This is a genomic window from Candidatus Zixiibacteriota bacterium, assembly GCA_029860345.1.
In the GTDB taxonomy this organism is placed as follows: domain Bacteria; phylum Zixibacteria; class MSB-5A5; order GN15; family FEB-12; genus JAJRTA01.
This window is the reverse complement of the sequence record JAOUBJ010000001.1, coordinates 220081-233849: the sequence shown is the minus strand read 5'-3', so window position 1 is coordinate 233849 and position 13769 is coordinate 220081. Positions and strand designations below refer to the sequence as shown.

The window sequence follows — 13769 nt, the reverse complement described above, 5'->3', positions numbered from 1 at the left end:
GCTGGTTGCTTGGGTGGAACCTTCTCTTGTAGGGCAGGTCTGTCTTCAAGCCTGCCAACAAAGGCGGGTCCGAAGACGGACCCACCCTACTTTGCTAAGATCGAGGTTAGGATATGGCGAAGCGCAAAAAAAAGGTCTGCCTGTGCAAGAGATGACCGCTGGCGGCACCCCTGATACGAAAGGCGCGACAGAAATTGACATAGAAAACGATTCGACGGAGAGGAAAACCATGTATCGACGAAGAGGCACAGTAATAGTGGCATTGATCCTGTTAGTGGTGGGGTCAGTGAACGGGCAGAATCTGCTAAACGGGGTAGAGAGCATATCGTTTGACAGCATTAATAATCGCTATTTAGTATCGAGCCTGTATGATGGGGCTATCGTGGCTATCGACACCGCGGGCATTCAGTCACCGTTCAGGGATGGACTCACCCAGACGCTTGGCAACCACTTAGTGGATAGCGTGCTGTATGTCTCAACGCCCGGAATACTGGTTGGGTTGGACGCCGCCACCGGGGCTACGGTATTCCAGCAGAGCATCGTTGCCTGGGGTGGTATCGATGGCCTCACAGCCGATACTTCGGGCTTCTTGTACATCGTTGACACGGGCGGGCGTATCATAAAACTGCGCCTCAGCGATGGTGAACATTGGACATTCGCCTCCGGCTTGGGCCAGGCTATTCAGGATTGTACGTTCGATATTCGAAACAATCGCATTATCGTGGTCAGCTACATTCAGAATTCCCAGATTGTGGCGGTCAACATGGATGATTCGACGGTGGTGAGTCTTACTACTACCTCACCAGGTCGATATGATGGGGTCAACATTGATGCACGTGGCAATGTCTACGTGGCCACTCACACCAACGGTTCAATCTATCGCTACGACAACGATTTTGTGGCGCCGCCGGAGTTGATTTCGTCCGGTCATAACCAACCGGCCGGTCTATGCTTCAACAACCGCGATTATCAGTTGGCAATTTCAGAATTCGAGGGCGACACGGTGTATCTTGTCGACATGTGGAAAGGTCCGCAGATTGGGGGACTGGCGTTCAATGATAGTTCAGGCGGCGACGGCGATGGTATTCTGGAAGACGGCGAAACGATCCAGTTTGCCGTTACTCTGGACAACCTGCACGAAGAAGCGCTCTCCGATATATCCGCAGAACTGTCGGTATCCGGGCCGCCCTTAAATGTCACGGTGGGCAGTGCATCTTTCAGCGACATGGCGGTCGGGGGATCGGTAGACAATGCGGCCACGCCGTTCGAGTTTGATATCCCCAACGGCTGCGGCAGGCAGGTTGCCACCTTCAGCCTGACCATCACCTGGACGAGCAACTACGGCACCAAGGTGCAGACTTTGAGCTTTGACAAATCGACCGGCGAAGCGTCGGTGCTGTTGGTCGACGATGATCTGGCCGGCAACGATGTCGACCTGTACTACCGCCTGGCGCTGCTGTACACCGATTCCACCTACGACGTTTGGAACGCATCCTGGGGCACGCCCCAAGCGGCCCATCTGGGCGAGTACGATATGGTAATATGGTTTACCGGAGACCACCGCAGCAATCTCTTAACACCGGACGAGATTATCACCATCAAGGCGTATCTGGACGCCGGTGGTAATCTGCTTTTGAGCGGCCAGGGTATTGCCGGCCAGCTGGACACGACCGATGCAGACTTCTTGCACAACTATCTGCGTTGCGAGTATGTCAAGACAAGTTACTATCCCTACCTGGCAGCCCAGCCGGGCGCCCAGGTATTTGATGCCTCGGTCGCGCTTAAGATTGACGGCAGTGGCGGCGCCGACAATCAGAGCGTTCTGGATCACATCGATCCAATCAACGGCGGTGTGGCCGAACTGCAATACTGGGGCAAACCGAACTCGGGAGCGGTCTCATACAGTGGCGACTACCGCCTGCTGTTTTTGTCGTTCGGTTTCGAAGCGATCATCAACGGCGATGCCCAGTGGACGGAACGTGATGTGGTTTTTCCCCAGATGATGGCCTACTTCGAATGGATCAACCCGCTCTTCTGCTGTGAGGTGCGGGCCGATCTTGACTTTGACGGTCTGGGACCGGATATCGCAGATCTGGTTTTTCTGGTCGACTACATGTTCTCAGGTGGCGGCGTGCCACCATGTTGGCAAGCCAGCGACATCGACGCAAACGGTGCGGGGCCCGATATCGCTGACCTTGTCTACCTGGTGGATTACATGTTCGCAGGCGGTCCTCCCCCGCCCATCTGTCTATGACCCTCTCCGCCGTCCGCGGGGCGGGGCTTCCGGTTTCAACCGGAGGTCCCGCTTTTTTTGTCGACTCGAAATCATTGACCGCAAGTGGCGATAGTTGTAGCTTGTTCGCCATGGAACCATGCTTTGAAATCAACAGGCACCGACAGGTTGCTCCCATCTGGGATGATGCGATCAATTCCGAGTTCAAAAGCTGCGAAGCGTCATCGGTGCATCGATCACTCAAAGAGTACGCGCCGACGCCGTTGGTGTCGCTGCCGGTGTTGGCTGAGCGACTCGGCATTGGGGAGTTGTTGGTCAAGGACGAATCGCATCGATTCGGGTTGAACGCTTTCAAAGCGCTCGGCTCCACCTATGCAATCTATCAGGTCATCAAACAGTTGCTCAACGAAAACTCTCAAAGTTGCCCGCCGTCCGAGCGGTTCTACAGAGATTCACCGTTGCCGTCCGGGAGTTTCACGTTCACTACGGCAACGGACGGCAACCATGGCCGCGGTGTCGCCTGGGTGGCGCGCCAACTTGCCCAAAAGGCAGTGATCTACATGCCAAAAGAAACGGTCCCGGCGCGAATCGAAAACATCCGCAACGAGGGTGCTGAAGTTATCGTTGTGGATGGATCTTATGATGCTGCTGTGGCTCGTTGCAGAGAAGACGCGCTTGCGCGTGACTGGCAGATACTCTCCGACACCGGCTGGCCCGGTTATGAGCAGATACCTCGGTGGATACAAGCGGGATACCTGACCATGTTCGAAGAGATCCATAAAGATGCCGCCAACCAGGTCGACGTGGTGATCGTGCAAGCCGGTGTCGGGGCGCTGGCGGCTGCTGCTGCGTGGTATTACAACCGCATCTATCCCGAACCGCATCCGAAACTTGTTTCGGTCGAACCACTGACTGCCGACTGTTGCATGCAGTCGATACAAACCACCGATGGTGAACCAATAACGATTGCAGGCGACCCATCATCGATTATGGCCGGGTTGAATTGCGGCACACCATCGCCGATTGCCTGGCCCTTCGTGAAACAGGGCTATGATCTGTTCGTGTCCATCAGTGACGACTCCGGTCGTGAGGCAATGCGGAGCTGTTTTTATCCGACAGACGATGACCCACGGATAATCTCCGGCGAGTCAGGCGCGGCCGGTTTGGCAGCTCTCACGACACTCGTTAACGATCCTGCGTTTACACCTGCCCGTGAGTTTTTGCACATTGATTCCACATCCCGCGTTCTCGTCATCAACACCGAAGGTGACACCGACCCGGCGGGTTTTGCAGGGATTGTCGGTTAAAGGCGCGTTATCTGTCATTCCGGCGAAGGCGGGAATCCATCTTTGTACAAGCGTCATCTTCTGGAGATTAGGAGCCTTGTTCTCCTTTCACGGATGGCGGGTTCACGCCGCGGCGCGCAGGCGAAGACGGACCCGCCCTACAAGACTTCCCCTCTATTAATGAAAGGCCGACAGGATCATCCTCAAGTCATAGTCCAGGATTGTCAACTACTACGAAATCCCCACCTTTTGCGGCAAGAGTGTTCGTATTCGCATCGAGAAGGGTCCTGCAGTAGAAATGGAATGCCGGTACCGCAGATTTCTTTTCTTCCCCTCTTGAGAGGGGTGGGCCGCCGACGGCGGGGCGGGGTGTGTTTCTTTGTCCGCGCCGCGCGTCAACCATTGCACGAATCAGGTGCGGTGAGATTTAGGGAGATTGTGCAGTCCGGCCCGAATCAAACATCATCTTCAGATTGACTACGGATTCGGTTGCTAAGGTCGGCAATCCGCCGATTGTCTATCTGATGCCGATTGAGCACCAATGATGTGACCTCAACAGCAGCTTCACGTTCGGAGGGCACCACCTGGTTAGCGCCGGCGGAAATAATCGGCTCAATGTCGAGCAAGTAATGCGTTCGCACCACTATATGCAGGTTGGGAGCAAGTCGTCTGGCCACTCGTACAGCCTGCTCAGCCGCTTTGGGGTCATTAACCAGAAGTACCAACTCCCCCGCACACTCAGCCCCCAGCTTGGCGAGGACACTCTGACTGGTAATATCGCCGAAAAAAGCGATAGCGCCCTCTTGTGACGCTTTCTTCACATTGTCGATGTTTATATCCACCACAACTAAAGGTACTTCATGGTCTCTTAGAGCTTTGGTCAACTCCCTTCCTGCAAAACCGTAGCCGCCAACAATCACGTGATCTCGCATTCCACCAACTGAAGCAGTCGCGTTTTCGGCTACGTCCACATCGAGCAGTCGTCTCAGGCGAGGAAGCTTGCCGAGCCCGGCCGCAAGGCGAGGGCCAAATGACATGGCAAAGGGAGTAACGAACATGGAGAGAATGGCTGCCGATACTAAGGAACTTTCCAGATTCTTATCAATCAGGTCGCTGCCCTGAACCGAGAACAGTAAGACGAACGAAAACTCGCCCACCTGGGCCAGGGCAACGGCTGTCATCAAGCAAACTCTAAGTGGCATCCGGAGTAACCTGGCAGCGACAAACGTAATCACCGCTTTCCCGATCAGAATCGCCATTAGGAGAGCAAGAACCAAAACAATGTTCTCGACTATTAGCGACGGAGCCAGTAACATCCCAATCGATACAAAAAACACGCTTGCAAACACCTCACGGAACGCGATCAAGTCGGCCAGAGCCTGATGTCGGTACTCACTCCCGGCAACAACCAGTCCGGCCAGAAACGCGCCGATAGCAAGCGAAGCCCCCGACCAGGTTATCAGCCAAGCCGTGCCGATGCATATCAGAAAGACGGTGAGTATGAACAGTTGTCTCTGCCTGGTCCTGGCAACGAAGCGTAGTATCCGCGGAACAATAAGGAGGGCGGCTGCCAGAACGGCAATGATAATGCCGACAGCGCGCAACATTGTGTTCAAATAGACAGAGGCCGGAATATCGTCTCCGACCAGTATCGGGATAGCGAGCATCATGGGAACTACGCTGAAATCCTGAGACACCAGTATCCCCAGGATCAGGCGACCATGAGGAGCGTCGAGTTCGCCTCTTTGTTGCAAGCCGCGCATGACTATTGCGGTACTCGATAAGGCTAGCACGAATCCGATGAAAAGAGCAGATTGACCAGGAATCTCAAACGTCCTTGCAATCGCATAGGCAGCGCAAACGGTTAACCCAACCTGCAGGGCGCCGCCGACCACAATCAACCTCCAAAGCCTTCTGAGTTTGTCCAGGGATAGTTCCAATCCAATGCCGAATAGGAGCAGGGCAACTCCGATCTCGGCCAGAACTTCAATTTGATGAGCATCACTTATGAATCCAAAACCATGGGGTCCGACAAGTAACCCGGAAAAAATGAAGCCTGCAATAGAGGGGAGTCTCAACCTATGAAATAGAGTAACGATAATCACGCCAAAGCTGAGAATGATAACCAAGTCTCGTAAATAAGCCAATTCACTCATCGCGTAGATACCATGACAACGTTTTTTGATTCCTTAAAGACTCTTAAGGATAAGTGTCACAAAACAGAGAATCAATCTCAAAACATTGCGAACTCTGTTTGTTCAGGACGCCGATAACAGTCTTGTAGGTCGAAACCCCTGACCCGAAGGGGTCGCGAAGCGAGGTTTCGACACTCCGTCACCCCGAGCGCAGTCAAAGGGCGGGTCTCGACATATTCAACTACGAAGCCTCATTGTCGTGAACCTTCGATAGACGCTCCAGCGTGTATTCAGAAGGCGTAGCGGACAGATCATCCCATCCGAGCAATCTGAGCAATAGCCTATCGACAATAGCTTGTACCCGCTCCATATCGTTGTAGAGTCTGTCAGGTGGTACAGGGTCGGTTGAGTGCAACAACGTATCACGTGTCCGAATAAATCCCAGTTTTGCATCTGGTGGGTACAAATCGCGCCATGGAACTTTATAGTGATCAAGCATTCGCTGCAGCACTGAGCGAAAAGTTGGTCGATTTAGTTCTCGGAGTTTAGAGCTGACCTGCCGCCTTATCTTTGGTTCCGCAATACAATCTCCGAGCACACCGTCTATAGCGGATGCGAGCTTTATGTACTCTGCATCTGATTGGATTTGTAGCAGTCCAGCCTTCCTGGCATAAAGATCCTTTAGCTTCTCCAAACACACAAAGAGCAATAGGAACTGATTCGTAGTATTGGTCTGAAGTCTTGCCTGATGCCAGGACTCTAGAGCAACACGGAGATCTATACCTTGATTGCTGAACTCCCGGATTCTATTGACCGCAGTGTCAAGGTACATCCTCAAGGATGATCCAACATCGATGAGCCACGGGGCATAGCTGACCCCCCGCTCCTCGAGTTCTAGCCGTGCAACCATAAACCGAGAGACTTCCTTACGCAATCCTATGTGGGCACGAAGCCATGCCGTTCTAGTGCGGGTTGCCACCGAGACCGCGAGGGAAACAGCGTCTGCGTATGGCATACACTCCTTAAGAGAGACCTCCCCAGCTTCGCCATCGAGCTTGAGCTTCAGCGAGTGATTCCGGGAGGTCCACATGTATCCGCTTGCCTGGTCGAACCTCTCCAGTCTAGACGGCAATAGCTTTGCACTAAATGGCAGGTCTCTGCCAATCAAGACCTCGCAACCACGTTCTGGATCCAACCCGGACTGTGATTCCCGCTGACCCTCCAAAACGTACAACGCCCAGAAATTGTGTTGCGCTGGGAAGAAGTACTCAATGTGAGGTCGTTCCGAATCACCCATGAATGTTTCAGGGGTGGCAAGTAGGCTACTTGCCCTAAGTTCCACAATCGGGCGGAACAGTCGATCGTCAGGTGATCTGGTCCCAAACCTGCCCAGAAAGTCGGGAAACTCCGAACTGTGCCAGTCTTTTAGCCATACATCATCCATGAGAATGCGCTTTCCACCTTCGTCTTTGTCGGTGCTCTTTACTGACAGCGAGTGTGGGTTCTTGTCGAGTACGGTTCTTAACGTCTTGCGAACTTCTGAATCGCCCTCGATGACTATCCTTATTGGACCCGGCTTATCCAATGAGTATTGGGCGACGATCTGAAGACCATCAACCGTGTGTTCATCAGCTTTGAGTTCGCCAATGAACCGATGGACATCGTCAAACGGCTGTTTGGGATAGATTTCCTCCATCTACTTCTCCTCCAAAGACCCACATACCACAGTTGCAATTCCAAATCAACGAAAGGTACTCCATGGTCTTCCCGTGGGCAATCACATTTCGCACCCGTGCCGACACCTGCAGGGCTGACTCCACACCTCGCACATAAACACTACCGACCCAATCCAAATCACGGGTTCTCATCATTCTATAAAGGACCACAATGATGCATAAGTGTCTATTCAGGCCAGCGCATTCACCATCGATTCTATTACCGGGAAACAAAAACCCACCAAACGAACCCATTTGCTCAGAGGGGGGACCCGGGAAAAGCTTTTTTCCGCAAAACAAAGCCATTTCGCGGTTACTCACGGTTCTGCTGTGTCATGCTTCGACTCCGCTCAGCATGAGGTTGGTGGCGCATGTAGGGCCAAGACTCATTTATAGGGTCCCCTCTTGAGAGGGATGGCCCGCCGACGGCGGGGCGGAGTGTGTTTCTTAGTCCACGCCGCGTCCGTCGACCATCGCACGTATCGCCCGGATATGCTCGGGCGTAGTGCCGCAACAACCACCGATGATGCTCACGCCCAGTTCGACAAGTTCGCGGCACTGATCGGCCATGAACTCAGGTGTCTCGGGATAGGTGAGCCGGTCGCCATTGAGCACCGGTAGCCCGGCGTTGGACTGAATCATTATCGGCAGAGATGAGCAGGCTTTGAACTCGTGCGCAATCTTGATCATGTTCTCGATGCCGTTGCCACAGTTGGAGCCTATGATGTCCACCCCGGCGTCGGATAGTTCCTGTGCCGCTTGCACGATACTCACGCCCATCATTGTGTAAAAACCGTTGGGCGTTTCATCAAAAGTCATGGTAACGGCAACCGGTACTCCCGGTGCGGCGGTTTGGGCTGCTTTTGCAGCCAGTTTAGTTTCGGATAGGTCAGTCATGGTCTCGACGCAGATCAAATCGACCGGCGTCTGAGTTGCGCCGCGCAATTGTCTGAGGAAGCTGTCGAACACAGCGTCCTCAGAGACATCGCCGAGCGGTTCGATCAATTGTCCGCACGGTCCGCATGAAACCGAGAGGTATGCTTCGTCACCGATAGCATTTCGCACGGCACACACGGCGGCTGCGTTGATCTCTTCGGTGCGATCACCCAGACCGTACTGTTTTAGTTTGAGCGCCGATCCCCCGAACGTATTGGTGCTGACGATATCGGCTCCGGCCTGATGATAAAGCCGCGCGATTTCTTCAAGCGTCTTCGGATGATCCAGGTTCCACTTCTCGGGGCAGTCACCCGTTTGCAAACCGTGCGCAAACAGCATCGTCCCCATAGCGCCGTCGCCGACAAAGAGACTGCCTGAGTTGATCTGTTCGAGAAGTGGTGGGCACACGTTCAGTTCTCGACAAACTGCTTGACGCGGTCGACGGCGCTGACGGCATCAAAACAGTAGGCATCGGCGCCGATCTCCTGCGCATATTCATCGGACAAAGGGGCGCCGCCGATAACGATTTTGAACTTGTCGCGCACATTTTGTTCGGTGGCCAGGTCGACTACTTGCTTCATGGTCGGCATGGTGGTGGTCAACAGCGCCGACAAGCCGATCACCTGAGCGTTCTCGGCGATGGCGGCCTCGACGAAGTTCTCCGCGGGCACATCTTTGCCCAAATCGATTATTTCGAAGCCGGCCCCTTTGAGCATGATACCGACGAGGTTCTTGCCGATGTCATGCAGGTCGCCATGCACAGTGCCGATCACGACTTTTCCCAGCGTGGGAATGCCTTCCTTCAGCATCAGCGGCTTCAGGAGGTCCAGTCCGGCGTACATGGCCTTGGCGGCCAATAGCACATGGGGTAGAAACAGTTCGTGTTTTTTGAATCGTTCACCAACGATCGACATACCGGCGATCAAGCCGTCGTCAAGAATCTGCTTAACGGCCAGGCCGCTGTCGATAGCCTTCTGGGTGTGCGCTACGACATCTTTGTCCACACCTCTTTGTAACGACTGGGACAATTCTTCAAGTATGTTCATATCTCTCCCTGTACCTTTGGGGTCGTTCGTTCACATTTCAAGCGATGCAATCCGCGCCCGACAGGAACGGGTGGCGCAAGAGGCGCAAAACGGAAAAACATCTTCGAAGTAAAAAATCTCTTTGATGCCTGATACCATGACGCCGCTGATTGATTTCAATGGTTGCATCAAACAGCTCTCATTCAGACTTACACCGATCTCCTCCGGTTTTAGAAAATCAAAAAGGGCGCGCTGCCCGCTCACATGCCAGCCGCAGTAGCCGGGGCTGAACGGCATCACGCCGGTTTGTGCACTGCTTAGTTTATCACTGTCCAATTGCAGTTCAAATTCCTTTTGCACAACCTCGGCGGCAAGTTCCGCGCCGGTCGAGGCGGCGGCGTCAAGCATGGTGGCCAGAGGATACTCATGGCTGTCAAAAAGCTGCGATATCCTGGCGCAGACTTCCTGTCCGAGAGTGACGCAATACAAGGCCAGTTTATCGGATGCCTGCGCAATATGCGGCAAGGGGGCGACATTGTCGTTGGCTCCCACGCCGTGGTAGATCCTCTCAAACTCAGGCAACTCAACTTGAGCATACATGCCTATCGGCTGAGCCAGCTTGCGAAAGATAGCTATCCCTTGCTCGGCCAGCGCTTGTAACGAGCTGTCATCGTGAGCCGTTTTGGGGACAGACTGGGCGTTAAGAACGTCGGCCGAGGAGGGCACGGTGGCCTTGAGTTCAATTGTAACCTGGCGTTTCATCAAGCGTACTCTGGTAACTGCTCCATCTCATGGGTGCGGGCAGCGGCGGTCATCTGGCGGGTCAATTCGTCGCCGACATCCTGCGGCAGAGGCGAGTCGGTCTGTTCTGAAAGAATTCGTTTTACTTCCTGTGCCGCCCGTTGCTGAATGGTGAGGCTGCCTTCCTCGGCCCAGCGGGAACGGTTGGCGCGGTCGATTACCGGGCCGGGGAGATAGATCTCTTCATTGAGATACTTGAGCGTGTGCGGCGAGATCAGCAGGTGATCGTCGCGCAGCAGTTCTTCAAAGCGGGGCAGGGCGGGGAAGTCTTCTTTGGGCTCGATACCTTTGACCATTCTATGCACCATGCCACAGATTTCGTTGTCAACGACAAGTTTTTCCAAACTGAAACAACTTTCAAAATCGAGCATGCCCGGGCCTGAGATGTTGTTGATCCCGGCCAGCGCCGCCAACGTTGCGCCCATCGATGTTTCCAGCCCGGCCTGGGCATCGAGCAGTTTGGCATCGCTGAGGGCGATGTAAGCCTGGGTGGGCAGACCGAGATGTTTGCCGATTTCGTTGTATGCGCAGTCGATCATCATGGTGCCGATAGCGCCCATCGGCGTCGTCTCGTATCGCAGGTCGAAAACAGCCGGAGAACCACCGTACAACACCGGAGTGCCGGGGTTTGTCAATTGACTGATAGCAAGACCGCTCAACGTTTCAGCCGTGTGTTGCACCAGCGAACCGACCAGGGTTACCGGGGCCATGAATCCGGACAACGGCATCGAAATGTACTCGACCGGTATCGAGTGTTTGGCACAGTCGACCACGTTCTGCGAGGTGACATCGCACCATTTCAGGGGCGAAGTGGGGCAGCATGAGAAAACAGCCAGCGGCTTCTCCTTTAGCGCCTGACCGGAGCCGCGCACAGTGAGCTGAAGCTCTTTCATGATCTCAAAGGCATCGATTGTGAAAGCGCCGGTCACGACAGGTTTATGACAGTGCATCAGACTGAGGTACAGGCGATAGCTGTCGGATATTCTGCCGGGGACGTCGTCTGCGACCAGGGCCGTTGACTGAGAACCGATATGGTCCATGCCGCCCACCAGCCTTGCATACTTGACGTAGTCGGCGGTTGTCGGTCGGCGGGACTTGAGAGAGTCTGAATCCAGAATGTTAATGGCCGCCGATCCGGGGGTGAAGTTGACATTCATGCCGGAAAGATCGACGGCTTGATTTCCTGAGGAATCGTACAGACAAAACGACGACGGCGCCGCTTTCAATGATTGGTCGATGATGTCGTCGGTGTAAAAGGCGCGATGTTTGCTTGAATCGATTCGGGCGCCATGATCACCGAGTAGTCCCAGGACGTTCTCGTTATGAATCTCAACACCCAGTTTGCAGATCAGCTCACGAGCCTCGGACAGGATGCGGCCGATCAGTTCATCGCTGAGGAATCTTACAGTTGGTCTCAATGCTCTCTCCTTGTCGATAAAGTCGGGTCGTCTGCGCCGACCGCATATCTCTTGCAGACAGTAATTACAGCTTGAGAATGTGGTTTGTCAACAGATGCTTGATTCTCTTGCATGTGTTCGTATATGAAAAAACCGCTTGGTATAATCTGTGGGCGGCTGTTATTATGATTGGAACGCAAGGTGCAGACTGAGGAATCGGTCAGCCGAAACCACAGAGAGGACACAACCGATCGCTACCAACCAAGCCGGTCAATCCGGTCCCCCGCCCAAACCGTACATCTCGCCTCAGGAGAGTATCGCCGAGTTTACAATCAGATCGGTATTAGCCGGGGTGTTGTTTGGCGTTCTGTTTGGCGCCGCCAACGCTTATCTCGGTTTGCTGGCCGGTATAACGGTATCGACTTCGATACCGGTGGCCGTCATGACGGTCGGTTTCTTCCGTTTGACCGGACGGCTCTTCGGTCGTTCTACGATTCTCGAAAGCAATATGGCGCAGACAATCGGATCGGCCAGTTCATCGTTGGCCTCCGGTGTTATTTTTACAATTCCGGCCCTCTACATCTGGGGTGTCGATCCAACCTTGTTTCAGCTAACCGGGTTGGCGCTGTTCGGGGGACTGCTTGGCGTCCTGTTCATGATTCCGCTGCGTCGGTTCCTCATCAAGGATGAACACCTGTCGTTGCCATACCCGGAAGGCACGGCCTGTGCGCGCGTATTGATTACCGCCGACAAAGGTGGCGCCGGTGCGGGTAATCTATTCCTCGGCCTTGGTCTTGGAGCGCTCTATCGTTGTTGTAATCACCTCTTGAAGCTAATCGATCGCGAAGTATCCATCAATCTGCCGTTGGTCAAGAAGGCCCAGGTCGGCATTGTGGCCACGCCGATGTTGATGGGGGTGGGATACATTCTGGGTTACCGCGTGTCGGCGATCATGGTGGCCGGCAGCTTGGTTTCGTGGGTGGTTTTGATTCCACTCATGGGACACCTGGGCGAGCATCTCACGGTGCCGCTCTTTCCGGAGGCGATCAAGACCATCGGCAGTATGAGTCCGTCGGAAATCTGGACGCGCTACATACGTTATGTCGGCGCCGGGGCGGTGGCCTTCGGCGGGCTTATCACGATTGTTCGATCGTTCCCGATGATGCTCAAGTCGTTCCGCATGACATTCGGTGCCATGCGCGCCCGGCTCGGTGACCAGGATGCCAAGGCAAGCCACGGACTAAACGGTCTGCTGCGGACCGAGCGTGATCTGAACATGCGCTACGTGCTCCTCGGAGTGGCGGCGGTCGTGGTGCTCCTGGCCGTGCTGCCGGGTGTGCTCGGTTTGAGCACCAGTTTCATGATGCGCCTGGTGGCGGCACCGGCCATAGCGCTCTTTGCATTCTTCTTTGTGTCGGTATCATCGCGGATCGTAGGGATGATCGGGGTGTCATCGAATCCGACCTCGGGGATGACGATTGTTACGCTATTGGGTGTGAGCGGTCTGTTCGTCTGGCTTGGCTGGACCGATATGTTGGGCAAGGTGACCGCGCTCACTGTCGGTACCGTTGTTTGCGTGGCAGCTTCTATCGCCGGGGATACTTCACAGGACTTAAAGACCGGTTTTCTGGTCGGTGCGACACCCTGGCGTCAGCAGGTTGGTGAAATAATCGGCGCGGCCACATCGGCGCTGGCTGTCTGCGCGGCGGTCATGGTGCTGGTCAAGACGTATCAAATCGGCTCGGTCGATCTGCCCGCGCCACAGGCCATGCTGATAGGCACGTTGGTCGACGGTGTTCTGGAGTCCGGCATCCCCTGGTCGTTGGTACTGATAGGTGCTTTTCTTGGCGCCATTGTCGAACTTTGCTCGTTACCTTCGCTGCCCTTCGCGGTCGGTCTCTATTTGCCGGTAGCCACCATGACGCCGATCTTGTTCGGGGGCATCATCCGCAGAATCGTGGAAGCACGCTCGCGCCACGATGAATCTGAACTTACCCAACGGAAAGAGAGAGGTATCCTCTTCTGTTCCGGATTGATTGGCGGCGAGGGTCTCATGGGTGTAATCATTGCCGCCTATGCTTACAAGTGGGGCAAACCGACCGGCGTGGGATGGGCATGGCCGGAACCGTGGGGGGAAATCGTGGCCCTTGTCTTGTTCGGGCTGATGGGAGTGCTGCTCTATCGACGTACAAAAGCGAAATGAGTCGACATAGAATCGAGTGACTTGACCGGTATAGGATT

The 13769-nt window shown here is 54.5% G+C and carries 9 protein-coding genes; 3 read left to right on the top strand and 6 right to left on the bottom strand.

Annotated elements, in window-relative coordinates:
- Nucleotides 1-229 precede the first annotated feature (229 nt).
- Both OEV49_00705 and OEV49_00700 read left to right on the top strand, forming a co-directional pair.
- Complete coding sequence (locus tag OEV49_00705; protein ID MDH3889576.1) at nucleotides 230-2254, top strand: hypothetical protein; 2025 nt, start codon at nucleotides 230-232, stop codon at nucleotides 2252-2254.
- Nucleotides 2255-2364: 110 nt separating this feature from the next.
- Nucleotides 2365-3540 (top strand): diaminopropionate ammonia-lyase, encoded by a 1176-nt coding sequence (locus OEV49_00700; GenBank protein MDH3889575.1) that lies wholly within the window; start codon nucleotides 2365-2367, stop codon nucleotides 3538-3540.
- A 434-nt stretch (nucleotides 3541-3974) separates the two neighbouring features.
- Here the strand turns inward: OEV49_00700 and OEV49_00695 are convergent, their stop codons facing one another.
- The 6 genes from OEV49_00695 to OEV49_00670 all read right to left on the bottom strand — a co-directional run bounded on the left by OEV49_00695 (nucleotide 3975) and on the right by OEV49_00670 (nucleotide 11549).
- On the bottom strand, nucleotides 3975-5675 hold the full coding sequence (locus tag OEV49_00695; GenBank protein MDH3889574.1) for a cation:proton antiporter: 1701 nt from the start codon (nucleotides 5673-5675) through the stop codon (nucleotides 3975-3977).
- A 220-nt stretch (nucleotides 5676-5895) separates the two neighbouring features.
- Nucleotides 5896-7350, bottom strand: coding sequence for a hypothetical protein (locus OEV49_00690; protein MDH3889573.1), 1455 nt, complete (start codon nucleotides 7348-7350; stop codon nucleotides 5896-5898).
- 466 nt (nucleotides 7351-7816) lie between these two features.
- Nucleotides 7817-8713: a homocysteine S-methyltransferase family protein gene (locus OEV49_00685; GenBank protein MDH3889572.1), complete on the bottom strand. Its 897-nt coding sequence runs from the start codon at nucleotides 8711-8713 to the stop codon at nucleotides 7817-7819.
- Between the two features lie 2 nt (nucleotides 8714-8715).
- Entirely contained in the window at nucleotides 8716-9351 is a 636-nt protein-coding gene (locus tag OEV49_00680; protein ID MDH3889571.1) for a corrinoid protein, read from the bottom strand.
- A gap of 30 nt (nucleotides 9352-9381) precedes the next feature.
- On the bottom strand, nucleotides 9382-10092 hold the full coding sequence (locus OEV49_00675; GenBank protein MDH3889570.1) for a hypothetical protein: 711 nt from the start codon (nucleotides 10090-10092) through the stop codon (nucleotides 9382-9384).
- The gene (locus tag OEV49_00670; protein ID MDH3889569.1) at nucleotides 10092-11549 is read right to left on the bottom strand and encodes a trimethylamine methyltransferase family protein; all 1458 of its coding nucleotides are present in this window, start codon (nucleotides 11547-11549) and stop codon (nucleotides 10092-10094) included. The genes OEV49_00675 and OEV49_00670 overlap by 1 nt, the downstream gene beginning before the upstream one ends.
- Nucleotides 11550-11697: 148 nt before the next feature.
- On the opposite strand from OEV49_00670, the gene OEV49_00665 reads away from it, so the two are divergent.
- Nucleotides 11698-13731 (top strand): oligopeptide transporter, OPT family, encoded by a 2034-nt coding sequence (locus OEV49_00665; GenBank protein MDH3889568.1) that lies wholly within the window; start codon nucleotides 11698-11700, stop codon nucleotides 13729-13731.
- Nucleotides 13732-13769 lie beyond the last annotated feature (38 nt).

What these genes read in the sequence shown, in the direction of transcription:
- OEV49_00705 (MDH3889576.1), top strand. Translation starts at nt 230, where the DNA reads ATGTATCGACGAAGAGGCACAGTAATAGTGGCATTGATCCTGTTAGTG.
- OEV49_00700 (MDH3889575.1), top strand. Translation starts at nt 2,365, where the DNA reads ATGGAACCATGCTTTGAAATCAACAGGCACCGACAGGTTGCTCCCATC.
- OEV49_00695 (MDH3889574.1), bottom strand. Translation starts at nt 5,675, where the DNA reads ATGAGTGAATTGGCTTATTTACGAGACTTGGTTATCATTCTCAGCTTT.
- OEV49_00690 (MDH3889573.1), bottom strand. Translation starts at nt 7,350, where the DNA reads ATGGAGGAAATCTATCCCAAACAGCCGTTTGACGATGTCCATCGGTTC.
- OEV49_00680 (MDH3889571.1), bottom strand. Translation starts at nt 9,351, where the DNA reads ATGAACATACTTGAAGAATTGTCCCAGTCGTTACAAAGAGGTGTGGAC.
- OEV49_00675 (MDH3889570.1), bottom strand. Translation starts at nt 10,092, where the DNA reads ATGAAACGCCAGGTTACAATTGAACTCAAGGCCACCGTGCCCTCCTCG.